The organism is Bradyrhizobium sp. SOJA106 (assembly GCF_059448745.1).
In genome coordinates, this window is sequence record NZ_CM182549.1 from 3,823,656 (window position 1) to 3,850,135 (window position 26,480).

28 protein-coding genes are annotated in these 26,480 nt (G+C 64.8%); 20 read left to right on the top strand and 8 right to left on the bottom strand.

Annotation, left to right across the window (positions count from 1 at the left end; translation table 11 throughout):
- Positions 1-242 precede the first annotated feature (242 nt).
- Positions 243-872 carry a ParB-like protein gene (locus tag AC5V87_RS17345; RefSeq protein WP_456839036.1) on the top strand — a complete coding sequence of 210 codons (630 nt, stop codon included), beginning with the start codon at positions 243-245 and terminating at the stop codon, positions 870-872.
- Between the two features lie 15 nt (positions 873-887).
- On the opposite strand, the gene AC5V87_RS17350 is transcribed toward AC5V87_RS17345, so the two are convergent.
- Complete coding sequence (locus tag AC5V87_RS17350) at positions 888-1,043, bottom strand: hypothetical protein (RefSeq protein ID WP_495371662.1); 156 nt, start codon at positions 1,041-1,043, stop codon at positions 888-890.
- Between the two features lie 275 nt (positions 1,044-1,318).
- Between AC5V87_RS17350 and AC5V87_RS17355 the strand changes: the two genes are divergently transcribed.
- Together AC5V87_RS17355 and AC5V87_RS17360 are read left to right on the top strand one after the other, a co-directional pair.
- Entirely contained in the window at positions 1,319-1,462 is a 144-nt protein-coding gene (locus tag AC5V87_RS17355; RefSeq protein ID WP_456839034.1) for a hypothetical protein, read from the top strand.
- Between the two features lie 163 nt (positions 1,463-1,625).
- The gene (locus AC5V87_RS17360) at positions 1,626-1,793 is read left to right on the top strand and encodes a hypothetical protein (protein WP_495371663.1); all 168 of its coding nucleotides are present in this window, start codon (positions 1,626-1,628) and stop codon (positions 1,791-1,793) included.
- Between the two features lie 79 nt (positions 1,794-1,872).
- On the opposite strand, the gene AC5V87_RS17365 is transcribed toward AC5V87_RS17360, so the two are convergent.
- The 4 genes from AC5V87_RS17365 to AC5V87_RS17380 form a co-directional block, all read right to left on the bottom strand.
- Positions 1,873-4,086, bottom strand: a complete 2,214-nt coding sequence (locus AC5V87_RS17365) for an alkaline phosphatase family protein (protein ID WP_495371664.1) — start codon at positions 4,084-4,086, stop codon at positions 1,873-1,875.
- 304 nt (positions 4,087-4,390) lie between these two features.
- Positions 4,391-4,852, bottom strand: coding sequence for an MgtC/SapB family protein (locus AC5V87_RS17370; protein ID WP_456839031.1), 462 nt, complete (start codon positions 4,850-4,852; stop codon positions 4,391-4,393).
- A gap of 10 nt (positions 4,853-4,862) precedes the next feature.
- Positions 4,863-5,444 (bottom strand): peroxidase-related enzyme, encoded by a 582-nt coding sequence (locus AC5V87_RS17375; RefSeq protein WP_456839030.1) that lies wholly within the window; start codon positions 5,442-5,444, stop codon positions 4,863-4,865.
- A gap of 203 nt (positions 5,445-5,647) precedes the next feature.
- Positions 5,648-7,387, bottom strand: coding sequence for an ATP-binding protein (locus AC5V87_RS17380; protein ID WP_495371665.1), 1,740 nt, complete (start codon positions 7,385-7,387; stop codon positions 5,648-5,650).
- Positions 7,388-7,798: 411 nt separating this feature from the next.
- Here AC5V87_RS17380 and AC5V87_RS17385 point away from each other — a divergent pair, with 411 nt between their 5' ends.
- Complete coding sequence (locus tag AC5V87_RS17385) at positions 7,799-8,767, top strand: catechol 2,3-dioxygenase (protein WP_495371666.1); 969 nt, start codon at positions 7,799-7,801, stop codon at positions 8,765-8,767.
- On the opposite strand, the gene AC5V87_RS17390 is transcribed toward AC5V87_RS17385, so the two are convergent.
- Positions 8,764-12,282 carry a molybdopterin cofactor-binding domain-containing protein gene (locus AC5V87_RS17390; protein WP_495371667.1) on the bottom strand — a complete coding sequence of 1,173 codons (3,519 nt, stop codon included), beginning with the start codon at positions 12,280-12,282 and terminating at the stop codon, positions 8,764-8,766. The two genes, AC5V87_RS17385 and AC5V87_RS17390, sit on opposite strands and share 4 nt — an antisense overlap.
- The gene (locus tag AC5V87_RS17395) at positions 12,282-12,764 is read right to left on the bottom strand and encodes a (2Fe-2S)-binding protein (protein WP_495371668.1); all 483 of its coding nucleotides are present in this window, start codon (positions 12,762-12,764) and stop codon (positions 12,282-12,284) included. Before AC5V87_RS17395 ends, AC5V87_RS17390 begins: the two co-directional genes overlap by 1 nt.
- A gap of 238 nt (positions 12,765-13,002) precedes the next feature.
- Between AC5V87_RS17395 and AC5V87_RS17400 the strand changes: the two genes are divergently transcribed.
- From AC5V87_RS17400 to AC5V87_RS17435, 8 genes are all read left to right on the top strand, one after another.
- Positions 13,003-14,460: a 6-hydroxynicotinate reductase gene (locus AC5V87_RS17400; protein WP_495371669.1), complete on the top strand. Its 1,458-nt coding sequence runs from the start codon at positions 13,003-13,005 to the stop codon at positions 14,458-14,460.
- Complete coding sequence (locus AC5V87_RS17405; RefSeq protein ID WP_456839025.1) at positions 14,457-15,353, top strand: UPF0280 family protein; 897 nt, start codon at positions 14,457-14,459, stop codon at positions 15,351-15,353. The genes AC5V87_RS17400 and AC5V87_RS17405 overlap by 4 nt, the downstream gene beginning before the upstream one ends.
- 15 nt (positions 15,354-15,368) lie before the next feature.
- On the top strand, positions 15,369-15,953 hold the full coding sequence (locus AC5V87_RS17410; protein WP_024338309.1) for an amino acid synthesis family protein: 585 nt from the start codon (positions 15,369-15,371) through the stop codon (positions 15,951-15,953).
- Between the two features lie 33 nt (positions 15,954-15,986).
- Positions 15,987-17,189, top strand: coding sequence for an ABC transporter substrate-binding protein (locus AC5V87_RS17415; RefSeq protein WP_495371670.1), 1,203 nt, complete (start codon positions 15,987-15,989; stop codon positions 17,187-17,189).
- A gap of 70 nt (positions 17,190-17,259) precedes the next feature.
- Positions 17,260-19,149, top strand: coding sequence for an ABC transporter permease (locus AC5V87_RS17420; protein ID WP_495371671.1), 1,890 nt, complete (start codon positions 17,260-17,262; stop codon positions 19,147-19,149).
- The gene (locus AC5V87_RS17425) at positions 19,146-19,937 is read left to right on the top strand and encodes an ABC transporter ATP-binding protein (RefSeq protein WP_495371672.1); all 792 of its coding nucleotides are present in this window, start codon (positions 19,146-19,148) and stop codon (positions 19,935-19,937) included. Before AC5V87_RS17420 ends, AC5V87_RS17425 begins: the two co-directional genes overlap by 4 nt.
- Positions 19,934-20,638 (top strand): ABC transporter ATP-binding protein, encoded by a 705-nt coding sequence (locus AC5V87_RS17430; RefSeq protein WP_456839021.1) that lies wholly within the window; start codon positions 19,934-19,936, stop codon positions 20,636-20,638. The genes AC5V87_RS17425 and AC5V87_RS17430 overlap by 4 nt, the downstream gene beginning before the upstream one ends.
- Before the next feature lie 14 nt (positions 20,639-20,652).
- Positions 20,653-21,120 (top strand): MarR family winged helix-turn-helix transcriptional regulator, encoded by a 468-nt coding sequence (locus tag AC5V87_RS17435; protein WP_495371673.1) that lies wholly within the window; start codon positions 20,653-20,655, stop codon positions 21,118-21,120.
- A gap of 111 nt (positions 21,121-21,231) precedes the next feature.
- Here the strand turns inward: AC5V87_RS17435 and AC5V87_RS17440 are convergent, their stop codons facing one another.
- A complete protein-coding gene (locus AC5V87_RS17440) occupies positions 21,232-22,428 on the bottom strand; it encodes an amidohydrolase family protein (RefSeq protein WP_456839019.1) in 1,197 nt (398 codons plus the stop codon).
- A gap of 157 nt (positions 22,429-22,585) precedes the next feature.
- On the opposite strand from AC5V87_RS17440, the gene AC5V87_RS17445 reads away from it, so the two are divergent.
- The 8 genes from AC5V87_RS17445 to AC5V87_RS17480 all read left to right on the top strand — a co-directional run bounded on the left by AC5V87_RS17445 (position 22,586) and on the right by AC5V87_RS17480 (position 26,469).
- On the top strand, positions 22,586-23,359 hold the full coding sequence (locus tag AC5V87_RS17445) for a ferredoxin--NADP reductase (RefSeq protein ID WP_495371674.1): 774 nt from the start codon (positions 22,586-22,588) through the stop codon (positions 23,357-23,359).
- A 204-nt stretch (positions 23,360-23,563) separates the two neighbouring features.
- Positions 23,564-23,890, top strand: a complete 327-nt coding sequence (locus AC5V87_RS17450) for a hypothetical protein (RefSeq protein WP_456839017.1) — start codon at positions 23,564-23,566, stop codon at positions 23,888-23,890.
- A 95-nt stretch (positions 23,891-23,985) separates the two neighbouring features.
- A complete protein-coding gene (locus tag AC5V87_RS17455; RefSeq protein WP_495371675.1) occupies positions 23,986-25,257 on the top strand; it encodes a cytochrome P450 in 1,272 nt (423 codons plus the stop codon).
- Positions 25,258-25,408: 151 nt separating this feature from the next.
- Entirely contained in the window at positions 25,409-25,594 is a 186-nt protein-coding gene (locus tag AC5V87_RS17460; protein WP_456839015.1) for a hypothetical protein, read from the top strand.
- Positions 25,595-25,607: 13 nt separating this feature from the next.
- Positions 25,608-25,808: a hypothetical protein gene (locus AC5V87_RS17465; protein ID WP_495371676.1), complete on the top strand. Its 201-nt coding sequence runs from the start codon at positions 25,608-25,610 to the stop codon at positions 25,806-25,808.
- Entirely contained in the window at positions 25,805-26,038 is a 234-nt protein-coding gene (locus AC5V87_RS17470; RefSeq protein ID WP_495371677.1) for a hypothetical protein, read from the top strand. The genes AC5V87_RS17465 and AC5V87_RS17470 overlap by 4 nt, the downstream gene beginning before the upstream one ends.
- On the top strand, positions 26,039-26,194 hold the full coding sequence (locus AC5V87_RS17475) for a hypothetical protein (protein ID WP_456839012.1): 156 nt from the start codon (positions 26,039-26,041) through the stop codon (positions 26,192-26,194).
- 41 nt (positions 26,195-26,235) lie between these two features.
- On the top strand, positions 26,236-26,469 hold the full coding sequence (locus AC5V87_RS17480; protein ID WP_456839011.1) for a hypothetical protein: 234 nt from the start codon (positions 26,236-26,238) through the stop codon (positions 26,467-26,469).
- Positions 26,470-26,480: the final 11 nt, after the last annotated feature.

The window sequence follows — 26,480 nt, forward strand, 5'->3', positions numbered from 1 at the left end:
CTTCTCAACGCGCACGTGCATTGTGTGTTCGCACTATTCCCGCGCGACGCTGTCGCCGAGCGCTGTCATGCCTGAGTCAGGAAGGTGCGGGTTGCGCTGCAGCAATGGCCACGGCGTTATTGCCGTATACGTCGGCTTGTGATCCCGCTGGCGGAACCGAATGCATTTTGCCGCTGTCGGGCCCGTGTCATAATCCGGGAACCGGGACCACCGGTTACGAACAATGCGAGGGATCTTCGACCATGACCACCACCAACGCGCGCGAGCCGAGAGTTCATCCGGTGCCGATCCTGTCGCTGCGGCCGACCCAGATGACGGTCGGCATGCGCGAGGTCAAGGAGAAGCGCAAGCGCTGGCGCGAGCATGGCAAGAAGAAGCAGTCCGATCTGCTCGGCACGCACATGATCCCGGTCGTCTACGGGCCGGACCTGCGCTACTACGTGATCGATCATCATCATCTCGGCCGCGCGCTGCATGACGAGGGCATCAAGGAGGTGCTGGTGACTGTCGTCGGCGACCTTCGGATGGTCGAGCGCGAGGCGTTCTGGGGCGTGATGGACAACAAGCGCTGGGTCTATCCCTACGACGCCAAGGGCGAGCGGCGTCCGTTCCGCGATTTGCCGAAATCGGTCGCCGATCTCAAGGACGACCCGTTCCGCAGCCTTGCCGGCGAGCTCCGCCGCATGGGCGGCTTCGCCAAGGACACCACGCCGTTCTCGGAATTCCTGTGGGCCGACTTTCTGCGCCGGAAGCTGTCGCGCAAGGCGGTGGACGCCAATTTCGACAAGGCGCTCGAGAAGGCGATGTCATCCGCCAAGAGCAAGGACGCGATCTATCTGCCCGGCTGGTGCGGACCGGCGGAGGATGATTAGGCGCGCTCTCCCGCATCAATCGCGCTGGAAAATCTTAGCGCCGGGATAGGCGCGTCGGGCGTAAGTGACGACCAGCGCGCGCTCCTGGGTGTCCAGGAAGGGCGTTCGGATCTGGCTCGATCCGAAGACGAGGTGCCACAGGCCATTGAGCTTTCGGACGACGATTTTCATCTGCGCAATTCCTCGATAACCCCGCATCCAGCAAAAGGTGGCTGTCGCGGTCGCCCTGTCTTTCGCGATCGCGACCGCGGGTGCAAAATTCCCGGCACGGTCGGCGCTCGCCGCACGACAGCAGCAACACTTGTTAGTTGGTTACCGCACGCGGCCCGATAAGACGGGTCCGATCACAGCCGCTTGAGCGAAATCATTTTCCGCGACCATGAAACAGTCCTGAAACAGAGCGGTCTCATCTCTGTGGGCTGGTCGAGCTCACACAGGAGGCGAACATGCGCCGTCTGGTTCTAGTAGTTGCCTTGCTCGCGGTTGCTTCAGCAGGGATCTCGGCGTCGTTCGCTGCGGTCCACCACGCCAAGTCGTTGACGTTTGCCGAGCGCTTTGCGCCCGCGCTCGAGCTGATGGCGAAGCAGTAGCGGCATACGCTTCGGGGCAGGCTTGATCTGCCGCAAATCCGCGTCGTGGCGGCCAGCTAGAGTCCGCCTTGCATGATCGCCTATGGCGTGCTGTGCCCCGATGTCGAGGGCCCGGGCTCCAGGTCGTGCTGACCTCAGGTCGTGCTGACCTGGAGACGTGGCCATGAGCTTGATCTTTCGTATCCTCTTTGTCGCGGCCGGCGCCATCACCGCGCTGTTCGTCGCGCGCGATGCGCTCAACTTCACCATCATCCAGACGTTCGTCGCCATTCTGCTCGTGACCGCCGTCCTGGGCGCCGGAACGCTCTGGAGCCTGCGGCGGAAGACGTAAGCGGCACGGCGCCAAGAAGGATGCCGATGAGCGCCGGGTCGGCGCCCATCTGCTGAGCTCGAAGGTGATGCGGCCTGCTTCAGCGCAGGATCTCGCGCAGCACCTCGCCGTCGACCTGGTGCGGCCGGACGCCGAGGATCTGCATGATGGTCGGCGCCACGTCGAGATTGCGCATGCGCCGCATCGTCGTCTTGCGGATGTCCGGACCTGCGGCGATGAAGGTCGCGCTCATCACCGGCAGCTCGGGATCATGGCCGTGCGCGCCGTAGAAATTCGGCATCGACAGCGTGGTCGTTGCCGCGTTGAACGCCGCGTCGCCGAGGCGCGCGACGCCGGGGCTCTGGATGCCGTCGAAATTGTAGCCCGGCGCCATCAGCGCGAACACATCGCCGAAATCCTGGCCGATGGTCTTGCTGGTGCACAGCCCGGTTCCGGCGTTGCATTGCAGCGGGCGCGTCTCGACCACGTTGAAGATGCGTCCGCTGTCGAGCGAATAGTTGAACTTCGGATTGGGATCGACCGCGTTCTTCACTGCGTCCGCGATCTGCGCGACCAGCGCCTTGTAGGTCGCGAGATCGACGGTGCCGCCCTGTTCGCGGTTCTGGAGGTTGACGTAGATGTTGACCGCCGGACCCGAGGTCCGGATCGCCAGCTTGGTAGTGTCGATGCCGGCGTTCTTCAGGATGTTGGTCATGCTGACTGATGTGTGGAACGGGGCGAAGCCGTGGTCGGACACCACGATGACGTTGCTGTCGGAGCCCGCCGCATCGGCGATCTTCTTCACCGCCTTGTCGGCGACCTGATAGGCGAAGCGGATGTAGGAGGCGTAGCGCTTGACCTTGTCAGGATCCTGGCCGGCGCCGATCGAGTTCGGGTCCTTCGGGTTGGTGCCCTGGCGCGGATCGGTGAGCAGGAACTGATGCTCCGATCCGTCGGGCTGCTCGATATAGACCATGACGAGATCGGCGTCGGGATGATTCTGGATCGCGCGCTCACCGATCTCGGCCTGGTAGCGCACGAAGGTCTTGACCATGTCCTCGAACATCGCCTCGATCTCGACGTCGGAGAAATTGGTGAAGCCGGGGCTCAGCCGCTCCGGAATGCGGAAATCGGCCTGCGGACGCCAGAAGCCGATGTTGTTGTTGATGTCGTCGACATCGGCCAGCACCGGCGTGTTGCGCGGGATGTAGTTGGCGCCATAGCGGGCGAAGCGCACGACGGAGAGATCGGGCGACAGTTGCGAGACGTAATAGGCGGCACCGACCTTGGCGCCGCTGCCCTCGAAGAAGAACGGCGCGTTCTCATCGCCGAACTTGGCATAGGCAGGTCCCGTCGAGGGGGCGTGGAACGGCCCCGCTTTGATGCCCTGCGCGGTGTCGAAGAACACCAGCGTGTCGTAGTTCACCTTGTTGTCGTTGGTGGTGTCGATCGCCGCAACGCGGATCGAATATTTGATGTCGAACGTCGCCGCATTGCTGGAGCAGGTCGAGGTCTGCGCCGAGGCGCACGAGAACGACTCGATCGGGTTGGTCGTCACCAGCACCGGACTGAAGGAGAAATGGCCGGCTGCCTGGAGGCCTGCGACGACGCCCGCATCGGCCGCGAAGTCGGATTGGCTCAGCGAGAAGCCCTGGGCGGAGAGACCGCCGAACGCGCCGAACGGCACGGTGTAGTTGGTCACACGCGTCGGCTGCGCCGGTTGCACCACGGTGCCGTTGATGGAGATGGCGGCGCCGTCGCCGCCAGGCCAGGTCGCGGTGGCCACTTTCTTGCCCTGCTGGCGGAGCTGCACCCACAGCGGTTCGGCCGTCGGGTGCGGCGAAGGCCCGAGCGGACTCTCCTGATAGCCGCCGATCGGGGCTGCGAAGCCGCTGATGCTCGAGGTGATCGGCGCGACGGCGGCCTGGAACGTGTTCGAGGGGATGTCATTGTGCACCGCGTTCGAGCCGGTGGCGATCTCGATATGCGACACCGCCGTGAGCGACGGCGAGGCCGTCACGTTCTGCAGTGCCACCGCGCCGTGGCGGCTCAGCCGCGCCAGGCCACCGTCACGCGGCAACACGCCTTCCTCGATGAATTGCTGGATGAAATTGGGCTTGGCGCCGTCGAGCGAGATCAGCACGACCTGCTTCGACTTGTGGCCATGATGGCCGCGACCGTGATCGCGATCGCGGAAATTGCCGAAGTCGCGGTCCCGGTCGTCGTCGGCCGCACGCACAGGCGTTGCAACACCGGCCAGCGACGTGGCGAGCGACATCGCCGCAATCATGGAAAGGAGAATCTTCTTGTTCATGTGATCGCCCCAGGCTGGCTGCGCAATCTGCGCGGATGTTGCTTGCAACGGAGAGCGATTATCGAGTGCGGCCGACGACGCGCATGTGACACGTGTACGTCGAAGCGATTACGCCAACGGGATGTCGGTGCATGATGCGGAAGGTGAGACAATCGCTTGTCGAAAAGGCCACGCTCGAACAACGGTCTAAAGCGCCATGATAGCGATTTCGAACACAAGCGTGCTTGGACGTGAACGACGGAAGGAACCCGGCGATCTCGAGCAGCATCTGCACGTGCATCAGATTTATGGCGTCGCTTCCGTCCTACGTGTGACTGTCATTGCCACCAAGCAGGCGGTGCAGCCAGCGCTCGACCGGCCGGCCGACCGTGAGCAGCACGATCGCGATCACCAGCGCGACCAGGACGATCTTCCATTCGCCGGCGCCGCAGGCGATGCCGAGGCAGGCGGCTAGGAAGGCGCAGGCCGCACTGGTCAAACCATGGACGCGGAACCGGTGGCCCTCGCGCACGATGACGCCGGCGCCGAGAAAGCCGATGCCGGTGAGGATGCCCTGGATCACGCGGCTCGCCGCATCACTGATCTTGCCGGGCTCGGCGAACTGTACCGTGAGCAGCACGACGGTCGCCGTGGAAAGCCCGACGATGCCGAGCGTTTTCAGCCCGATCGGCTTGCCGTGCAGGTCCCGGTCCAGCCCGATTGCGGCGCCGGCGAGCGTCGCAACGCCAAGGCGCAGCAGAATCTCGGGCCAGTCCAGCTCGGTCATGTCTTGTCAGTCACGTCTTCGGCAGCCGTCCCATCAGGTAGAACTCCTCGTTGGGGCGCATGCCGGTGAAGTTGGCAAGGCGGTTCGAGAGCGCGAAGAAGGCGGAGATGGCGGCGATGTCCCAAATGTCGTCGTCACTGAAGCCGTGGGGCGCGAGGACGGCAAAATCCTCCTCCGAGACGCGCTGTGCGTCGGCGGACACCTTCATCGCGAAATCGAGCATCGCCTTCTGTCGCGGCGTGATGTCGGCCTTGCGGTAGTTCACGGCGATCTGGTCGGCAATCAAAGGATTCTTGGCGCGGATGCGCAGGATGGCGCCATGCGCGATCACGCAATACTGACACTCGTTGGCGGCCGAGGTCGCGACCACGATCATCTCGCGCTCGGCCTTGGTGAGCCCGCTGTCCTTCTCCATCAGCGCGTCATGATAAGCGAAGAAGGCGCGGAACTCGTCGGGACGGTAGGCCAGCGTCAGGAACACATTCGGCACGAAGCCGCTCTTCTCCTGCACGGCGAGGAGCCGCGTGCGGATGTCCTCGGGCAGCATGTCGAGGGCGGGTGCGGGGAAGCGTTGTGCTGCGGTCTTTGTCATTGGCGTGGATTCCGGCTTGGGGCGGGAAACATAGTCGATGCGGGCGGCCGCCTCAACGTGCTCAGTGCGCGCCACGCACGTCATCGCCCGCGCAGCGGGGCATCCAGTACTTCGTGACGGGAGCGGTTTTACCGATAGGCTGCGGCGTACTGGATGACCCGCCTCGCGGGGCATGACAATTTACCTGGAGATCGAGTGAGGCCTTACCGCAACGGCTTCTTCAGCAGCGAGAAGCGGTCGGGGTCGAGGCCCATCGACGGTTGCAGCATCGGGGCTTCGAGGCTGGACATCATCTTGGCGGGCGGGGCCGAGAACACCGGATCGTTCGGCACGTCGCGCTGCGAGGTGGCGCCGCGCCAGCGCTCGAGCACGGCGCTGACGAAATGCATGTCGTGACCGGAGGTCATGGAGGGCACGCTCGAGATGGTGGCTTCGCCGCGCGGCAATTGGTGCGGCGGCACCTCCTTGAAACGCAGGCGCGTCGGCAGCGCGACACCTTCGCCGAACGCCAGCACCTCGCGGGTGCCGAGCGAGGGTACGAAGGACAGCAAGTTCGCGGCCGCATCCGACACAGCAGCGCGCAGCAGCGCCTGGTCGCGGTCGTTCGCAAGACGCATCGTGAACAGCGTGTTGCACTGGGAGATGATGGTGGCGTCGAGCTCGGCCGGGCGCTGGGTGATGAGGCCGAGATAGACGCCGTATTTGCGGCCCTCCTTGGCGATGCGCGACACCGCCTTGCGGGTCGGGCCGAAGCCGATGTTGCGGTCGGCGGAGGCGTAGCGGTGCGCCTCTTCGCAGACGAACAGCAGCGGCGAAACGCCGTCGCTCCACAGGCCGAAGTCGAAGGCCATGCGGCAGAGCACAGACACGACGGAATCGATGACCTCGGCCGGGAAGCCGGCGAGCTGCATCACCGTCATCGGCTTGCCGTTGGCCGGCAGGCGGAACAGATGGCTGATCACCTCGGCCATGGTGTCACCGCCGACATTGGCGTTGTCGAACATGAAGGCGTAGCGCGGATCGTTGCGGACGGCCTCGATGCGCGAGATCAGCTTGTGATAGATGATGCGCGAGGAGCGGTTCTCGAGCTTGCCCATGCGCTCGTCGATCAGCGACAGCAGGTCGACGAGGCGATACGGCACCGGCGTGTCGACGGTGTAGCCGATCTGCTTGGGATCGATGCGCTTGAGGCCGATGCGATCGGCGTTCTGGTATTGGGTGTAGACGCCTTTGGCGAGTGGGATCACCTCGGCGAGGATGTCGAGCTCTTCGGGCACGCCGGCGCGGCCGCCGAACAGCACGTCGACGATCTCCTCGAAATTGAACAGCCAGAATGGCAGCTTCAGGTTCCGCGGATTCAGCACCAGCGCACGATCGCCGAAGCAGCGGCCATATTCGTTGTGGACGTCGAGCAGGAAGATGCGCAGGTTCGGCCGCGCCTTCAGGATCTCGTTGAGCAGCAGCGATACGCCCGTGGACTTACCGACGCCCGTCGAACCCAGCACCGCAAAATGCTTGGAGAGCATTTCCTCGACATCGACATAGGCGACGACGGAACGGTCCTGCTGGAGGAAGCCGACATTGATCTGGTCCGAGCCGGTCGGCGCGTAGATCGTGCGCAGCTCCTGGCTGGTGATCAGGTCGACCGCGTCGCCGATGGTCGGATAATTGGTGACGCCGCGCTGGAATTTGGCCTTGTCGGCGGCGTTGAGGATCTCGCCGAGCAGATCGACCGACGCGATGGCGATGTAATTGTCCGCGCTCGACAGATTCTCGCAGGAGACCTCGGTGATCATGGCGACGATGACCGAGCCGGCGCAACGAATGCTGACGAAGCGGCCGACGGTCGCCCGAACTTCCGAGATGGGCATGCGGCTTTCCGCCAAAAGCCCGACCCGGGCGAGCGATCCGCGAACCGAAATCACGCGTCCAAAGGATGTCACGATGAATGAACCTGGCAAGAGCAAGGGATTTGCTCCGGACTATGCTGGGCCGTCGCTGGACAAACGGTTAAATGGCCGGTGCGCCCGCTTCGTTAAATCCGCGACAATTCGGCTCCTCGCTTTGTTCCCAACGCATATTTGCGGACGGAATCGGCTGAAAAAATGCTGGTTTTGAGCGCCAGCGCGGCTGAAAGGCGCTTAAGGAAGATTTTACCATTCGGCCACTCTGTCCCGTGGGCTTTGTCATCGGGAGGGGCGGATTTCGACCGGCACCGCGCCGTTTGATTTGTTGACGGGACCTAATCATTTGTACATTAGTACAAATGACCCCTCGGGCGCGAGCGCGTTGCAGCTCTGTGCCCGATCGCGCGATCCGGCGCAGCGGGTCGCAAGCCACCTCTGGAGGACGTCATGCAGCCCGAACCGATCCTCGATCTCGCCCATCTCGGCCACATGGAACTGCTGACGCCGAAGCCCGACGAGAGCCTGAAGTTCTTCGTCGACGTCATGGGCATGACAGTGAGCGGGCAGAAGGGCGAGTCGGTGTACTTGCGTGGCTGGGACGATTACGAGCGCTATTCGCTCAAGCTCACGGCATCGAAGACCTCAGGCATGGAGCACATGGCGCTGCGCGCGCGCAGTCAGCAGGCGCTGGAGCGCCGCGTCGCTGCGCTGAAGGGCTCCGGGTTCGACATCGGCTGGATCGAGGGCGACATGGGGCAGGGGCCGGCCTTCCGCTGCCGCGATCCCGACGGCCATATCGTCGAGCTCTATTACGAGACCGAATGGTATCAGGCCCCGCCGGAGCTCAAGCCCGCGCTGAAGAACCAGGCGCAGCGCTTTCCGGCGCGCGGCATCAACGTCCGCCGCCTCGACCATCTCAACTGCCTCGCCGTCGACATCAAGGCGAACCGCGAATTCTTCGAAAATTATCTCGGCTGCCGCCTCACCGAGCAGATCGTGCTCAACGACGGGCGTGAGGCGGCGATGTGGCTGACCATGTCGAACAAGAGCTACGACTTCGCCTATTCGCTCGACCATTCCGGCACGCCCGGCCGCTTCCACCACGTCACCTATGCGCTCGACAGCCGCGAGGAGATCCTTCGTGCCGCCGACATCTTCCTCGAGAACGGCGTGCACATCGAGACCGGCCCGCACAAGCACGCGATCCAGCAGACCTTCTTCCTCTATGTCTACGAGCCCGGCGGCAACCGCGTCGAGGTCGCCAATGCCGGCGCGCGCCTCATCCTCGCGCCCGACTGGAAGCCGATCGTGTGGACCGAGGAAGAGCGCAAGAAGGGCCAGGCCTGGGGCTTGAAGACGATCGAGTCCTTCCACACCCACGGCACGCCGCCGGTGGAGATGAAGAAGCACGGCTAATGCGTTGAAGCGCGTACACGTGCGATCGTCTCCCGCACGCCCGTCCAGGCCGGCTTGTGCGGTGCAAACTGCCCGCGCAGGAAGCTGACGAGCTCTTCGACCTGTGCGTCGCTCATGCTGTTCCTGAATGCGGGCATGTAGCCGAGGTCGCTCGACACAGGCTCGGCGATGCCGTGCAGGATGACCTGGACGAGATTGTCCGGCTTCGCGCTGTGCAGGTTGCTGTTGAGCGCGAGCGAGGGCCTGGTGCCGAACAGCGGCAGGCCGCCGACCTCGTGGCAAACGGCGCAGGCGCCCTGATAAAGGCGCGCGCCGGGGGACGAGGCCACGGTGACTTGCGTTGCGCCCTCGAGCTTTACGGCGAGTGCCGGCGCATCAGCCGCGGTGTCGTTGAACGAGTTGAGATAGACTGCCATCGCGCGGATGTCGTGGTCGGGCAGGGCCTTGAGATCCCTGATAACAGGCGCCATCGGACCGGCAGCGACACCGTGATAGCGGGAATGGCCGGTGCGCAAGTACGCGAACAGCTCGTCCTCACTCCACGGGATCGGCGCGTGCGAGACCGAGGTCAGCGGCGGCGCCTCCCAGTCCTCGGCAAACCCGCCGGCGAGATAGGCATTGCGCTGCTCGGCGCCGAGCGCGTTGCGTGGCGAATGGCAGCCGCTGCAATGGCCGAGGCTCTCGACGAGATAGGCGCCGCGATTCCATGCCTCGGATGCGGCGGGATTGGGCTTGAACTCTTTTGCGTGATGGAACAGCGCGTTCCATCCGGCGAGCAGTGGGCGGAGGTTGAACGGGAAGGCCAGTTCGTTCGCCGGCGCTTTCGCGCGCACTGCCGGTTGCGCCATCAGATAGGCATAGAGCGCCTGCATATCGGCGTCGCTGGTCCTCGCAAAATGCGTGTAGGGGAAGGCGGGATAGAGCTGCCGTCCGTCGCGATGCAAGCCCTCGCGCATCGCGCGCTCGAAGGCGGGATAGGACCAGGCGCCGATACCGGTCTCGACGTCGGGTGTGATGTTGGTCGAGAAGATCGTGCCGAACGGCGTCTCCAGCGCGCGGCCGCCGGCGTTGAGTGCGCCGTTGAGGCTGGTGTGGCACTCCGCGCAATTGCCGAGCGCCGCAAGCTGCCGGCCGCGCGCGATGGTCGCGGCGGAGTAGACCGATGCGTCGGGCCGCGCGATTGGCGCGATGACGCGGCCGGGCAGCAGCGCCGCGCCGATGCCGAGCGCCGCAGTGCAGACGGCCGCGATCGTTGCGACAATACCGGCACTTTTGGCGAAGGGATTTTCCCGGATGCGACGCGGTTTTGGCGCAGCCGGTGCGGGCAGGGCCTGCGACACGGGCGATGCTTCCCCATGCAGGCCCTTCAGGATGCGCTCTGGCGTGAACGGCGGCTCGCGGAAGCGCACCCCGGTGGCATCGAAGATCGCATTGGCAATCGCTGCAGCGCTCGGGACCGACGCGGACTCGCCGACGCCGAGCGGGGGCTGGTCTTGCCGCGGCAGCATCAAGACGTCGATCTTGGGCACATCAGGCAAGGGAATGATCGGATAGGCACCCCATTCCCGCGCCGCCACCGCGCCGCGCTCGAACGAGACCTCCTCCATCAACGCGCGGCTGGTGGACTGGATGACGTTGCCGTGGATCTGGTGGCGCACGCCGTCCGGATTGATCATCAGGCCGGAATCCTGCCCGGCGACGACGCGCGTCACGCTGACATGGCCGGTGGTCTTGTTCACCGCGACGTCGGCGATCCAGGCCGACCACGCCGCACCGTAACCGGGAAACTTGCTGTGGACATACAGCGCATAGGCAAAGCCGCGCCCGTGCACGATCTCGCCGTTCTTGTCGTCGCGGACCGGACGCGGCCTCCAGCCCGCGCGCTCGGCAACTGCGTTGACGAGATCGACCGCGCGCGGATCCTTCAGATAGCGCAGACGGTATTCGATCGGGTCGACGCCGGCCTCGGTGGCGGCCTCGTCGATGTAGGACTCATGTGCAAAGGTGTTTGGCAAGGCCGACACGCCGCGAAACCAGGAGGCGCGCACGATCGGCGGCATGTCGTGGGCGACCACGCGCATATTTTCGTAGTCGTAAGGCGGGATCGCGGTGCGGTCGCCCATCTGCAGCACGGCAGGCTCGGATGGAATGCGACCGGTCAGCAGCAGTGCGAGCGTCGGCGCGGCATTCGACGGATAGCGCGTGGCGAGATCGTAGCCGGCGATGCCGCCGTTGGCGTCGAGGCCGCCATTGACGTCGATGAGCTGCGCGGTGCCCTTGGGCTCCCAGGCGTGCTCCTGCTCGCGCGTGAGCTGCACACGGACGGGCCGGCCGACTGCGCGCGATAGCAATAGCGCGTCGGCGCTCACGTCATCGGCGCAATTGCGGCCGTAGCAGCCGGCGGCCTCTAAGCGGATGACCTCGATCTCGCTCTCTGGACGTTCGATCAGTAACGCGAGATCGGCGCGAAGCACGTGCGGATTCTGCGTGCCCGACCAGACGCGGATGTTGCCGTCCTGGACATCGGCGACGGCGCAGGAGGGGCCGATCGAGGCGTGCATCTGATACGGCCAGACGTAAGTGCGTTGCATCGGCTTGGCCGCGCTAGCGATGGCGGCATCCACGTCGCCCTTGTCGATCAGCGTGCGGGGCGTCGACGGATTGGCGCGCAGCGCGGTCTCGACATCAGAGAGGTCGGTGAGAGCAGGCGTCGGCTTCCAGCTCACCTTGAGCTGCTCGGCCGCGCGCATCGCGTTCTCCTCGCGCTCGGCAACCACGCCGACGAAATCACCGATGCGAACGACAGCGACAAGGCCGGGTATGTCGCGCACCGAGGATTCGTCGATGCCGATCAGGCTGGTGCCGACGAACGGGCCGGCATCGACGCCGGCATAGGGCGGGCGCACCACGCGGCCGTGCAGCATGCCGGGCAGGCGAATATCGTGCACGAAGGTCAATTCGCCCGTGGCCTTGGCGGGCAGGTCGACGCGCGGGACCGACTGGCCGACGATGGCGTAATCGCCGACAGGCTTCACGGCGATATCGTCGGCAAGCTCGAGCCGGATCTCTTCGCCGCCGATCAACTCCCCATAGCTGACGCTGCGATTATGCCCGCGGACGAGACCGTCCTCGATCTTCAGCTCAGCCCCAGGCAGCTCCAGCCGCTCCGCCGCGCGCGCGATCAGGAACTGCCGCGCTTGCGCTGCGGCCTTGCGCAGGGGCACCGCGGTGATCTGGATGGTTTCGCTGGCAATCGTCGCGCCCTGGTTCGGCACCACTGCGGTGTCGCCGAGCACGACCACGACGCGCGCAAAGGATACATCTAACTCTTCGGCGACGATCTGGCCCAGCGCGGTGCGGATGCCGGTGCCGAGATCGACATGGCCGTTATATGCGGTGACCGAGCCGTCCGCGGTGATGCGGACGAAGGTCTCTGTTGTGACCTCGTCCACGGTGCGGACGACGACGAGCGAACCTGGTGGCCGCTCAGCTCCGGTCGAGACAGGGGAGGCCATCAATCCGCGGCCTCGGTGAGCTGGCCGGAGGCGCGCATCACGGCGCGCAAAATTTCGACATGCGTGCCGCAGCGGCAGAGATTGTAGCGCAGCGCGGCGAGCGCCTCCTGCTCGGTCGGCTGCGGATTGATCGCGAGCAGCGCCTTGGTGGTCATGATCATGCCGTTGAGGCAGTAGCCGCATTGCGCGGCCTGCTCATCGATGAAGGCCTGCTGCACCACGTCAGGCTCGTCGCGGGTGCCGAGCCCTTCGAGCGTCACGATGTCGCGGCCGGCGCAGCCGCCGATGGGAATCACGCAGGAGCGCGCGGCACTGCCGTCAATCAGGACAGTACAGGTGCCGCATTCACCGAGGCCGCAACCGTATTTCGGGCCGTTGAGCGCGAGATCGTTGCGCAGCACATAGAGCAGCGGCGTGTCGCGCGCCGCGCTGACCTCGTGGATCCCGCCGTTGACGGTGAGGCGGATCGGTGCCTGCATCATCCCTGTTCCCAAGCGCGCATATGAAATTCGACGTCGTGACGATACCGTTTGTACACAAACGTGCAAGCCGTGCATGCCGCACTGCAGCGCGGCTGCCTTGTTTCTGTACAGCGCGGCTAGGCAAATGAGGTTTTATGCGGCAGCAGCATCTTTTGCGCTGCACCGGTCCTTGACAGCCCCGGGGACCGCGCGCAACATCGTTCGTATACGAATGATAACGACGTCTCCGCTGGCCCCGATGGTGATGGAAACAACGAGCGCTGCCACCGACAAGATCCGCTGCGATGCCTGTCCGGTGATGTGCTACATCAAGCCGGGCGCGGCGGGCGCCTGCGACCGCTATGCCAACCATGACGGCAAGCTCGTCCGCGTCGATCCGCACGTGATCCTGGAGCGCACCGTCGAGCACGGCGGCAAGCTGGTGCCGTTCAGCCGCACCGAAGACTGGGACGGCAAGATCGTCCACGAGCCTTCAACCTTTGTCACCGCGATCGGCGCGGGTACGACCTATCCCGACTACAAGCCGGCGCCATTCATCGTCTCGGCGGAGGTCGACGGCGTCGACATGGTGACCGTAGTCACCGAGGGCATCTTCTCTTATTGCGGCATCAAGGTGAAGATCGACACCGACCGCTATCTGGGGCCGGAGACCGCGACCGTGCGCGCGCAGGGCGAGGCGGTCGGCCACGTCACGACCAGCGAATACGGCTCGCAGATGCTGTCGCTCGGCGGCGTGCATCATCTCACCGGCGGCTCCAAGAAGGAGGGCCGCGTCACCTGCGATACGCTGATGGATCTCGCCAATTGCAAGGCGGTAGAGCTGACCATCGATGGCGGCGCCACGGTCGTGGTGCAGGCCGGTCAGCCGCCGATCGTCAACGGCGTGAAGGAAGAGCGCATGCGCGTCGGCTGCGGCTCGGCGACGATCGGCATGTTCGCCAAGCAGTGGCACGGCAAGGTCGATGAAGTCGTCGTGGTCGACGACCACATCACCGGCGTTCTCAGTGAGCATCAGGCGGGAAAACTGCTCGACATCCCCGACACCGGCATCAAGATGAAGGGCCGGCGCTCGACGCCCGGCCGCTATTTTCAGGTCGCCGATCCCGGCACGGGCTGGGGCGGCACCAACATCTCCGATCCGCTGTCGATTCTGGGGCCATTCGATCCCAAGGAAGCAAGGCCCGGCCTGTCGATGCTGATGGTCTCCACGACCGGCGAGCATTCGTCCTATTACGTGCTCGATGAGGCCTTGAAGCCGGTCGAAACCGAGATGCCGGCCGACCTGAAATTCTCCGTCGAGCGCATCCAGGAGAACTGCGAGCCGGCGCTGTGCACGGTGCTGTTCATGGCGGGGGCCGGCGGCTCGCTGCGCGCCGGCGTCACCGACAATCCGGTGCGGCTGACGCGCTCGGTGAAGGATGCGCTGACACGCGTCACCAGCGGCGGCGCGCCTGTTTATGTCTGGCCCGGCGGCGGTATCACCTACATGGTCGACGTGACGCAGATGCCGGCGGGAGCGTTCGGCTATGTGCCGACGCCGGCGCTGGTCGCGCCGATCGAGTTCACGATGAAGCTGTCCGACTATGCCGCGCTCGGCGGGCACATGGACTACGTCAAGCCCCTCGCCGAAGTGCAGAACGGCGAAGATGTCCGCCAGCTGCCCTGGCAGAACCCGCTCCCGGGACGCCGGGCATGACACGGCTCCCGCAAATCGCATTGCTGTCTGATGGCCGGCGGCTGCATTTGCAGGATGGACCGATTGATCTGGTCGTTGAGGCGAGGGGAGAGCGGGACGAGGTGCGAGCGGCTTATGAGGCTGCGGCGCGAAGGTTTACCGGACTGCTCGACGAACTCTGCACGGAACTGCCGGACCTGCGGACGGCCGCTGGGGCGCGGACCTCGCTGAAGGGCGTGGTGACGCGTCGCATGCACGCCGCCGTCGCGCCCTATGCTGCCGATTGCTTCATCACGCCGATGGCCGCGGTTGCCGGCAGCGTGGCGGAGGAAATTCTGGGTGCGATGGTCTGCGCGGCGAGGCTCGATCAGGCCTATGTCAACAATGGCGGCGATATCGCGCTTCACCTCGGCGCAGGCGAGCACTTCTCGGTCGGCCTGATGGACCGGCCCGATCGCAATGGCGTGATGCGGGTGATGAAGGTCGATGCCGACGATCCCGTGCGCGGCATCGCGACCAGTGGACGGCACGGGCGCAGCTTTTCGCTTGGCATTGCGGATGCCGTAACGGTGTTGGCGGCGACGGCATCGCAGGCCGATGCGGCGGCGACGATCGTTGCCAATGCCGTCGATCTGCCCGGCCATCCCGCCATCACCCGGACGCCTGCGAACGAGCTTCAGCCGGACAGCGATCTCGGCGCGCGTCTCGTCACCCGCGGCGTCGGTGAATTGTCGCAGAAGGACATTGCGGCTGCGCTGGAATCTGGCGCGGAATGTGCACGGCAATTATTCGATCGCGGTCTGATCGAGGGTGCCATGCTCAGGCTTTGTGGTGATATGCTTGTCATAGGACCTAAGGATGTAAAAGAGCAGCGACCGCGCTCGCTTGTGCTGGAGAATGCGGTCGGTGCCTGAACAGGGAAGCGAAACATGAGTGCGATCATCCGCAAGATCGTCACGGTCGTCGAAGAGACGCAGATGGAGATGGGCCGCCAGGTCTCGCCGCCGACCCGGCGCGCCGCGGCAATTGCCGTGATCGAAAATCCCTTTGCCGGAAAATATGTCGAGGACCTTTCGCCGTTGATCGCGATCGGCGAGGAGCTCGGCGAGCTCCTGTCGAAGCGCGCAGTAGCCGCGCTCGGCATCGACGGCGCGAAGGCGCAGAGCTACGGCAAGGCCGCGGCCGTCGGCGAGAACGGCGAGCTGGAGCATGCCGCCGCGATCCTGCATCCCAAGATGGGCGCGCCGGTGCGCAAGGTGCTGGGCAAGGGCGCGGCACTGATCCCGTCGTCGAAGAAGCGCAGTGGTCCCGGCACGACGCTGGATATTCCGCTCGGGCACAAAGACGCTGCCTTTGTGCGCAGCCATTTTGACGGAATGGAAGTGCAGATCAATGACGCGCCGCGCGCCAATGAGATCATGGTCGCGGTCGCCGTCACCGACAGCGGCCGTCCGCTGCCGCGCGTCGGCGGGCTGACGGTCGCGGAGATCAAGGGCGAAGACGGTTTGCGCTAGAACACGCAAGAGAGTTCAAAACTGGAGGTTGGGATGCGAGCAAGAAATTACTTCGTCGGCGCGGCCTTCGCGCTTCTGGCCGGCGGCATCGCCCATTCGGCCATGGCGCAGGACATCAAGATCGGCGAGATCAACAGCTATTCGCTGCTGCCGGCGTTCACCGAGCCCTATCGCAAGGGCTGGCAGCTCGCGGTCGAGGAGATCAACGCGGCCGGCGGTATCAACGGCAAGAAGCTCGTCGTGATCTCCAAGGACGACGGCGGCAAGCCGGCCGACGCGCAGACCGCGGCCAATGAGCTCGTGTCGAGCGAGGGCGTGGCAATGCTGACGGGCACGTTCCTGTCAAACATCGGACTCGCGGTCAGCGACTTCGCCAACCAGAAGAAGGTCTTCTTCCTCGCGGCCGAGCCGCTGACGGACGCCGTGACCTGGGCGAAGGGCAACAAATACACGTTCCGCCTGCGCCCCTCCAACTACATGCAGGCCGCGATGCTGGTGGAAGCCGCCGCGAAGCTGCCGGCAAAGCGCTGGGCGACGATCGCGCCGAACTATGAATACGGGCAGTCGGCGGTGTCGGTGTTCAAGAAGCTGATGTCGGAGAAGCGCCCCGACATTCAGTGGGTCGACGAGCAGTGGCCGCCGCAGGGCAAGATCGACGCAGGTCCCGTGGTGCAGGCGGTTGCCGCCGCCAATCCGGAGGCGATCCTCAACGTCACCTTCGGCGCCGACCTCGTCAAGCTCGTGCGCGAGGGCAACACCCGCGGCCTGTTCAAGGGGCGCGAGGTCGTCTCGTTCCTGACCGGCGAGCCCGAATATCTCGACCCGCTCAAGGACGAGACGCCGGAGGGCTGGATCGTCACCGGCTATCCCTGGTACTCGATCAACACGCCTGAGCACGACGTGTTCCTGAAGGCCTACCAGGGCAAGTACAACGACTATCCGCGCCTCGGCTCGATCGTCGGCTACCAGACCATCAAGGCGGCGGCGGCGATCCTCGCGAAGGCCGGCTCGACCGATCCGGAGAAGCTGATCGCTGCGGCGGAGGGTCTCTCCATGCCGTCTCCGTTTGGCGAGATCACGTTCCGCAAGATCGACCACCAGTCGACGCTCGGCGCCTATGTCGGCAAGACCGCGCTGAAGGATGGCAAGGGCGTGATGGTGGATTCGTCCTACAAGAAGGGTTCGGACTATCTGCCCAGCGATGCCGAAGTCGAGAAGCTGCGGCCGAAGGATTGATCGCTCTTTGTCTCTCCCTCTCCCCGCTCTTCGCGGGGAGAGGTGACTTCAAACCTAACCCGGACCGCCGATGGCCTTTTACGTCGTACAGTTTCTGACAGGTCTTGCCAGCGCAGCGTCGCTGTTCCTGGTGGCCTCGGGCCTGTCGATCATCTTTGGCGTGACGCGGATCGTGAATTTCGCGCATGGCGCCTTCTACATGATCGGCGCCTATATCGCCTTCACGCTGACCGAGCGCCTCTCCGGCGCGTTCGGCTTCTGGGGCAGCATCGTGCTGGCCGCGTTGGCCGTGGCGGTGATCGGCGTCATCGTCGAGATGGTGCTGCTTCGCCGCATTTATCATGCGCCGGAACTGTTCCAGCTGCTCGCGACCTTCGGCCTGACCTTGATGGTCGAGGACCTCGTCGTGCTGATCTGGGGTCCGGACGATCTCGTCGGGCGCCGCGCGCCGGGCTTCAAGGGCGCGATCGATTTCTTCGGCCAAAACATCCCGAGCTACGACCTGTTCCTGATCGTGCTCGGCCCCGTCGTGCTCGGCATTCTCTGGCTGTTGTTCCAGCGCACCCGATGGGGCGTGCTGGTGCGCGCCGCGACGCAGGACCGCGACATGGTGGCAGCGCTCGGTGTCAATCAGAAATGGCTGTTCACGAGCGTCTTCGCGGTCGGGGTCTTTCTCGCGGCCCTCGGCGGAGCGCTCCAGATCCCGCGCGATGCCGTCCATCATGCGATGGACCTGCGCATCATCGTCGAGGTCTTTGTCGTCGTGGTGATCGGCGGCCTCGGCAGCATCGTCGGTGCGTTCGTTGCGGCGGTGCTGGTCTCCGAGCTCAATGCCTTCGGCATCCTCATCTTTCCGAAAATCTCCATCATCCTGGTCTTCCTGGTGATGGCCGTGGTACTGATCGTGCGGCCCTGGGGCCTATTCGGCAAGCCGGAGGCGGCCGCCCGCAAGACGCCGGGCCTCACCGTCAATCCCTGGCGGCCTCTGACCTCGAACGAGCGGCTGGCCGCGCTGGCAGTGCTCGTGATCGCGGCGATGCTGCCGCTGTTCGCCGGCAATTATCTTCTCACGGTCGGCTCGGAGGTCGCGATCTTCGTGATCTTCGCCGTCTCCTTGCATTTCCTGATGTCGGTCGGCGGGCTCGCATCGTTCGGCCACGCCGCCTATTTCGGCCTCGGCGCCTACGGCATCGCCTTCCTCGCCAAGATGGCGGGGCTGCCGATGATCGTGTGCCTTCTGCTCGGGCCGCTGCTCGGCTGCATGGGCGCCGCCGTGTTCGGCTTCTTCGCCGTGCAGCTCTCCGGCGTCTATTTTGCCATGCTGACGCTCGCCTTTGCGCAGATCGTCTGGTCGATCGCGTTCCAATGGGTGAGCGTCACGGGCGGCGACAACGGCATTCTCGGCGTCTGGCCTTCGAGCTGGGCGGCGAGCCCGTCGCATTTCTATTGGCTGGCGCTCGGCGTTACCGCGCTCGTCACGATCGCACTGCGGATCATGGTGTTCTCGCCGTTCGGCTACGCGCTCCGCGCGACACGCGACTCGCTGCTGCGCAGCGAGGCCATCGGCATCAACGCCAAGCGCATCCAGTGGACCGCCTTCGTGATCGCGGGCACGACTGCCGGCATCGGCGGCGCGCTGTTCGCTTATCTGAAGGGCAGCGTCTTCCCTGACAATCTCGGCATCTCGCTCTCCGTCGATGCGCTGGTCATGGTGCTGCTCGGCGGCGTCGAGACGGTGTCGGGCGCGGTGATCGGCGCCATCGTCTACAAGGCTTTGAACATCTGGCTGGTCAGCCAGACCGATCTGTCAAAACTCGTGCTCGGCGGCTTCATTGTGCTGATCGTCGTGGTCTTCCCGAAAGGCATCGTCGGCATGCTGGAGATGCTGGCGCAGCGCCGCCGGAAGTCGTCGCCGCCGGGATCACCCTTGCTTGCCAAGCCGATCGAGTCCGCCGAATGAGCGTCGCACCCCCACTTCTCGCGGTCGAAGGCCTGACCAAATCCTACGGCGGCATCCATGCCGTCCGCGGCGTGTCGTTCTCGTTGCGCGCGGGCGAAATCCTGGCGCTGATCGGCCCGAACGGCGCCGGCAAGAGCACCTGCTTCGACATGATCAACGGCCAGAACAAGCCTGATAGCGGCCATGTCCGGCTGCTCGGCGAAGAGACCACCGGCAAGAAGCCGCGCGACATCTGGCGCATGGGCGTCGGTCGCACTTTCCAGATCACCGCGACCTTTGCCACGATGACCGTGCGCGAGAATGTGCAGGTCGCGCTGATCTCCCATGGCAGGCAGCTGTTCAATCTGTTCGGCTCGGCGCCGAATTTCGATCGCGGCGAGGCCGGGCGGCTGCTGGAGCTGGTCGGCATGGGCGGCTATGCCGATCGGCCGTGCGGCGAGCTCGCCTATGGCGACCTCAAGCGGCTCGAGCTTGCGGTGGCGCTCGCCAACCAGCCGAAGCTCTTGCTGATGGACGAGCCGACGGCCGGCATGGCGCCGCGCGAGCGCGTCGATCTGATGCGGCTCACGGCTCAAATCGCGCGAGAAAAATCCATCGGCGTGCTCTTCACCGAGCACGACATGGACGTGGTGTTCGAGCATGCCGACCGCATCATCGTGCTCAATCGCGGCACGCTGATCGCCGAGGGCTCGCCGGCCGAGGTGCGCGGCAATCCGCAGGTGCAGGCGGTCTATCTCGGCGAGGGCCTCGTCTACGATGCCCGCCATCGCGAGGGAACCTCGGCATGAAGCTCTTGGTGCAGGACCTCAACAGCCATTACGGCCCGGCGCATATCCTCTTCGACATCGGTTTCGAGGTCGGCGAGGGCGAGGTAGTGGCGCTGCTCGGCCGCAACGGCGCCGGCAAGTCGACGACGTTCCGTTCGATCGTCGGGCTCGTCGCACAGCGCTCCGGCCGCATCATGTTCGAGGGCAAGGACGTCTCGGCGAAGCCGACCCACGAGATCGTGCGCGAGGGGCTCGGCTATGTGCCGGAGGAGCGGCGCATCTTCACGGATTTGACGGTGGAGGAGAATCTCGAAGTCGGCCGCCAGCCGAAGCGAGCGAATGCGCCGCACTGGACGCGCGAAAAGCTGTTCGCGCTGTTCCCCAATCTCGGCGAGATGAAGAACCGCCCGGGCGGCCGCATGAGCGGCGGCGAGCAGCAGATGCTGACGATTGCGCGCACGCTGATGGGCAATCCGTCGTTGGTGCTGCTGGACGAGCCCTCGGAGGGCCTGTCGCCGAAGATCGTGGAGCAGATGGTCGATGCCATCCTGACCATGAAGAGGGAAGGCGTCAGCATCGTCGTCTCCGAGCAGAATCTGCATTTCGCGCGGTTGATCTCCGATCGCGCCTATATCATCGAGCGCGGCCGCATCTGCTTCGGCGGCACCATGGCCGAGCTCGACGCGCGTCCGGATATCCGCGACGCGCATCTGTCGTTGTGAGGGGTGGGGAAGGGATGGCGAGAAGCGTCGCGGTGAAGAAGGGCGTCAAGCCGGCCAAATCGCCTTCCAAGCTGCCCTACGTGCTCGACGAGCAGGTCGGCTTCATCCTGCGCCAGGTCTGGCAGCGCCACAGCGCGATCTTCTCCCGCGACATCGGCACCAACCTGACGCCGACGCAATGGGCGGCGTTGTCGAAGCTCGCCGAGACCGGCGCGTGTTCGCAGAACCAGCTCGGACGGCTCACGGCGATGGACGTCGCGACCATCAAGGGCGTGATCGACCGCCTGACCGCGCGCGGCCTGACCGAGACCAGTCAGGACCCCGAGGACGGCCGGCGCTTGCTGGTGAGTCTCACGCGCGCCGGCCAGCAGCTCGCGGAGAAGCTCGCGCCGAACGCGCTCGCAATCACCCGGGAGACCCTGGCGCCGCTCGATGCGAAGGAGCGCGAGACGCTGATGGAGCTTCTCAACAAGCTGAGGTGATTCATCGTCATTCCGGGGCACGCGCATTGCGCGTGAACCCGGAATCCAGAGGTCGTGGCGCGAGATTCCGGGTTCGCGCTGACGCGCGCCCCGGAATGACGGCACGTGCCGTCACTTCCCCACCACCTCCGGCACTTTCCCCGCCGGCGGCGTATTGCGGCTGCGCTGGGTGCGCACGATGCCGTCGATGATGGTCATGCCGATGCCGGGGAGGTCGCCGAGCTGGACGCTCTCCAGGATGTTCTTGCCGGGCGAGTGCTGCGCCTTGTCCATGATGACGAAATCGGCGGAGCGGCCGACTTCAATGAGGCCGCAATCGAGCTGTCGCATCCGCGCGGTGTTGCCGGTGGCAAGGCAGAACGCGATCTCGGCCGGAAGCTCACCGAGCGAGGACAGCATCGAGACCATGCGCAGGATGCCGAGCGGCTGCACGCCGGAGCCGGCGGGCGCGTCGGTGCCGAGGATGACGCGGTGCAGATCGCCCATCTCGCGCGCGGTGCGCAGGGTGAACAGGGCCGAGCGCTCATTGCCGTTGTGCACCAGCTCGAGGCCGCGCTTGCAGCCCTCGCAGATGCAGCGGATCTGGTCGTCGGGCAGGGCGGTGTGGCCGCCATTGATGTGACCGACCACGTCGGTGTCGGCCTCCAGCACCACGTCCTTGTCGATCAGGCCAGAACCGGGGATCGAGGGACCACCGGTGTGGATCGTGCTCTGGATGCCATATTTGCGGGCCCAGCCGACCATCTTGCGCGCGGTCGGACCGTCCTTGACGCCGCCGAGGCCGACCTCGCCGAGCAGCTTGACGCCATTGGCGGCCATCTCCTTGAAGTCTTCCTCGACCATCTCGCATTCGATCACCGGCGCGCCGGCGTGAACCTTCACGCCGCCGGGCCGCAAGGTCCAGAACGCGCGTTGGGCGAACACCGCCATGGCCTTGAGCCCAACGACGTCGCGGGGCCGGCCGGGCATGTGCACTTCGCCCGCCGAGATCATGGTGGTGACGCCGCCGTGGAGATAGCTGTCGATCCAGTTGATCTGGTTCTGCCGCGGCGTCCAGTCGCCGGCGACAGGATGGACATGGCTGTCGATCAGGCCCGGCGCCACCGTGGTGCCGTGGGCGTCGACGATGGTGGTCGCGCCTTCCGTGTTGCAGTCCTTGAAGCGGCCGATCGCGGTGATCTTGCCGTTCTCGGCGACGATGGTGTCGCCGTCCAGGATCGGCTTTTCCAGGGCGCCGGACAGGATCAGGCCGATATTGCGGATCACGAGCTTCGAGGGTCCGGTGGCCTGGGGGGCGTCATGCGCCATGGAAGGGCTCCTTATTCCTAACTGCAACGCTCGCGATCTTGGGCAGGCTTGACCCCGGGATCAAGCAGGATTATTCATTAGTATACGAATGATAGTGTACAAACGGCGCATAGCTGCCCGCCTCGAGAACCGCAATTGACGCGACAGGGAAGGTGAGATGAGCAATTTCAATCAGGAAAGCGTTTTGAGCGTCCACCACTGGACCGACACGCTGTTCTCCTTCAAGACCACCCGCAGCCCGACCTTCCGCTTCCGTAACGGCGAATTCACCATGATCGGGCTCAAGGTCGGCGAGAAGCCCTTGCTGCGGGCCTACAGCGTCGCCAGCGCCAATTACGAGGACACGCTGGAGTTCTTCTCGATCAAGGTGCCGGACGGCCCGCTGACCTCGCGGCTCCAGCACCTGAAGCAAGGCGACGAGATCATCGTCAGCCGCAAGGCCACCGGGACGCTGGTGATCGATAACCTGGAAGAAGGGCGCAACCTCTATCTGATCGGCACCGGCACTGGCCTGGCGCCGTTCCTGAGCGTGATCAAGGACCCCGAGACCTATGAGCGGTTCGAGAAGGTCGTGCTGCTGCATGGCTGCCGCCATGTGAAGGAGCTCGCCTATGGCGAGATGATCACCGAGCATCTGCCGAAGGACGAGTTGCTCGGCGAGTACATCCGCGAGCAGCTGATCTATTATCCGACCGTGACCCGCGATCCCTTCCGCAACCGCGGCCGCATCACCGACCTCATCACGTCAGGCAAGCTGTTCACCGATATCGGCCTGCCGGTGCTGGAAGCCGCACACGACCGCATCATGATCTGCGGCAGCCCGGCGCTGGTGGCGGACACTCGCGTGCTGCTCGGCGAGCGCGGTTTCGTCGAAGGCAACCACGGCGAGCCGGCCCAGTTCGTGGTCGAAAAGGCCTTTGCCGAACGCTAGAGCCAATTCCGCTGAAGCGGAACAGGCTCTGGAGTCTTATTTTGACGCGTTTTTCTTCACGCGAACCGGTATCCACTTCGCCCGAAAACGCTATGGGCCCCAGACTTTCTGCGCAACAAAGCCGCATTTTGGCCGCGGGGCGCCCGTTGCCCCGTCGATTCGGCGCTTGATACACTTGTGGGAACGAATCAGCGGAGTTCCCATATGGTTGCGGACAGCGACAGCAACATCGCCTGGCACCGGGTTCAGTTGAAGAAGAACCGCGCCGAGTTGAAGGCGCTCGAGACCGCGCGCTTCACGATGGGCGAGATCGCCTCCTCGAAGCGGAATGGCCAGACCCAGAAGGCGATCGCGGAACTCAAGCGCAAGATCGCGCAGTCCGAGCGCGCCATCGCCGATCACGACAAGCGCACGCGCCGGCCGCTCGGCACCGACCTGCAAAGCCTCAGTAACGGCAGCTGGAGCCATTGGGACTCCTACACCAACCAGCAGCAGCGCAAGACCGGTCAGCGCTCGTCGGGACGCCGATAGGCGTCTCGCTCCCCGCGGTGAGGCGGTTCCGGCTCTTGCGCCGGCCGCTCCGCATCCCATCTGGTTGAGGCGCCACCAACCATCCCGGTGATCCCATGACACCGCGCCTCGATTTCACAAGCGAGGCCTTCTTTCGCGATCCGCCAAGGGTCGTTGCCGCGTTGCGCGCGCAGGGCCCCGTGGTTGCGACGCGCTTTCCCCTGGTCGGCGACGTCTGGATCACGACGACGCACGACGCGACCGCCCAGGTGCTGAAGGACAGTGCGACCTTCACGCTGCGCAAGGAGGGCGGCGGCGTCGCGGGCGTCCGCTGGTGGATGCCAAAGCTCGTCACCACCATCGCCAAGAACATGCTGACGATGGACGAGCCTGACCATACGCGGCTGCGCAGCATCGTCGACGAAGCGTTCCGCCGCCGCGCCATCGTCGCGATGGAGCCGCGCATCCGCGACATTGCCGACGATCTTGCGTCAAAACTCTTCGCGGCCGGAAGCCCGGCCGATCTCGTCGAGCGCTATGCGCGCATCCTGCCGCTGTCGGTGATCTCGGAGCTGCTTGGCCTGCCCATGGCCGATCGCCCGAAGTTCATCGCCTGGGCCAACGCGATGTCCTCGCTGACAAATATCGTCAGCTTCGTCCGCCTGTTGTTCGCGTTCCGCAAGATGCGCGCGTACTTGGCGGAGCAGTTGCAGGTCGCGCGAGAGCAGGGGGGCGAGGGGCTGATTGCCGAGCTGGTCCAGGTCGAGCGCGAGGGCGGTCAGATCACACCGGACGAAATGGTGGCGATGGTGTTCCTGCTGCTGGCGGCTGGCTCGGAGACGACGACGCATCTCATCAGCGGCTCCGTCTACGAGCTGCTGAGAAATCCCGGCTTGCGCGACTGGCTGGAACAGGACTGGAGCCGCGCGGCCCTTGCGGTCGAGGAGTTCTTGCGTTTCGTCTCGCCAGTGCAATTCTCAAAACCGCGCTATGTGCGGCGGGACATCGAGCTCGACGGCGTACGCCTGAAGAAGGGCGATCGCGTGATGGTCATGCTCGCGGCGGCGAACATGGACCCTGCGGTGCACGACCAGCCGGAGCGGCTCGATCTCGAACGCAAGCCGAACCGCCATATATCCTTCGGCACGGGAATCCATTTCTGCCTCGGACATCAGCTCGCGCGGATCGAGGCGAGTTGCGCGCTCGAGGCCTTGTTCACGCGCTGGCCGCGGCTTGGTCTTGCCGTCGATCCATCGCACATACATTGGCGCAAGCGGCCCGGCATCCGCATGATTGCGAAACTGCCGGTCACAGCCGAGTCCCGCGGAACACAAATGCCGGCTGCGGCATCCGCGATAGTTGATCGTTCCCTCGCACAAGCGAGCTGACGCTTCTTTCTTCGAAATCCTCGCGCAATGCGTTCCGTCAGGAACGGGCCGTGGTGGCGACCGTTGTCCTGAGAGCTCGCGGCGACGAGAGTCGGGCACAAGTTCCGTGCCATCCGCACCGCAAGGGTTTCCACCTCTCAGGAGGCAAACTATGACCGGCAAGATGCCACCCGTTCCACCCGCCAATCGAAGCACGAAGGGAACTGGCGACAGCAAGCAGACGGCTGCTGATCAGGCGGGGCATGGCCAGCAGCGCGCGCAAAACCCTGACCAGCAGGGCCAGCAAGCCAACATCAAGCAGAACACGACCAACCAGGGCTATCAGCAGGACCGCTGAGGAGGCGACACTGATGTCGACATCCACCAAGACACCGAACAGCATTCGTCAGGGCGGACCCGGCGCATCGCACGAGAATGCGAAGGCTCCGCTGGAGGTCAAGAAGCCGGCGCCTGACGATCCGCAGCGCAGCCACAGCCGCGTATCAGGCGGCGGAGGCGAGCGCGATTCCCATCACCGGCACGATCCCGCAGACAAGGGTGGACGAGCATGAGCAGCAAGCACGCGAAACTGCACGCACCGACAAGCAAGGATCTTCGCGACAATCCGCTGATCGGCGGATCCAAGGGCGCGAACATGGCGAGCGCGTCGCCTGACGATGTCGAGGAGGCGCTCGGCGAGAACACGATGGAGGGCGACCGCGAAAACGACGTGACGTTTGCAGGCGGCATCGACAAGGACGTCGCGCATAGTGGAGCACCGCGCAGAGGCCGGAGGCCGTGAATGCAAGGCAAGAAGACCCACGAGCAGCAGATACGCATTCTCGAGCGCAAGCCTGACACGCCCGATGCGCGCGAGCTGGATCAGGCATTGCGCTCCGGTGATGACAGCGGACGCAGCACTGGCCCCAACGAGGGTGGTCAGAAGCCGCGAAAATGATCCGCGAGGAACCAAACGGTTCACTGCAAGAGGAGAAATCAATGCCAAGTGGACATGGCAGCAAGACGCATTTCAGGTCCGGCATGCATGGCAAGAGCGACGGCACCGGCGCCTTCGCCGAGGTGCCCAAGGAGAAGATCGGCGACAATATGGTGCTGTCGAACCGCGACAAGAAGCAGCATTCCGACATCCGCGGCATGGACAGCAAGTCGATCCAGACCGAGCAGTATCAGGATCATTCCGCCAACCGGCTCGGAAGCGACGACCAAGACTGAGACCTGAGAAG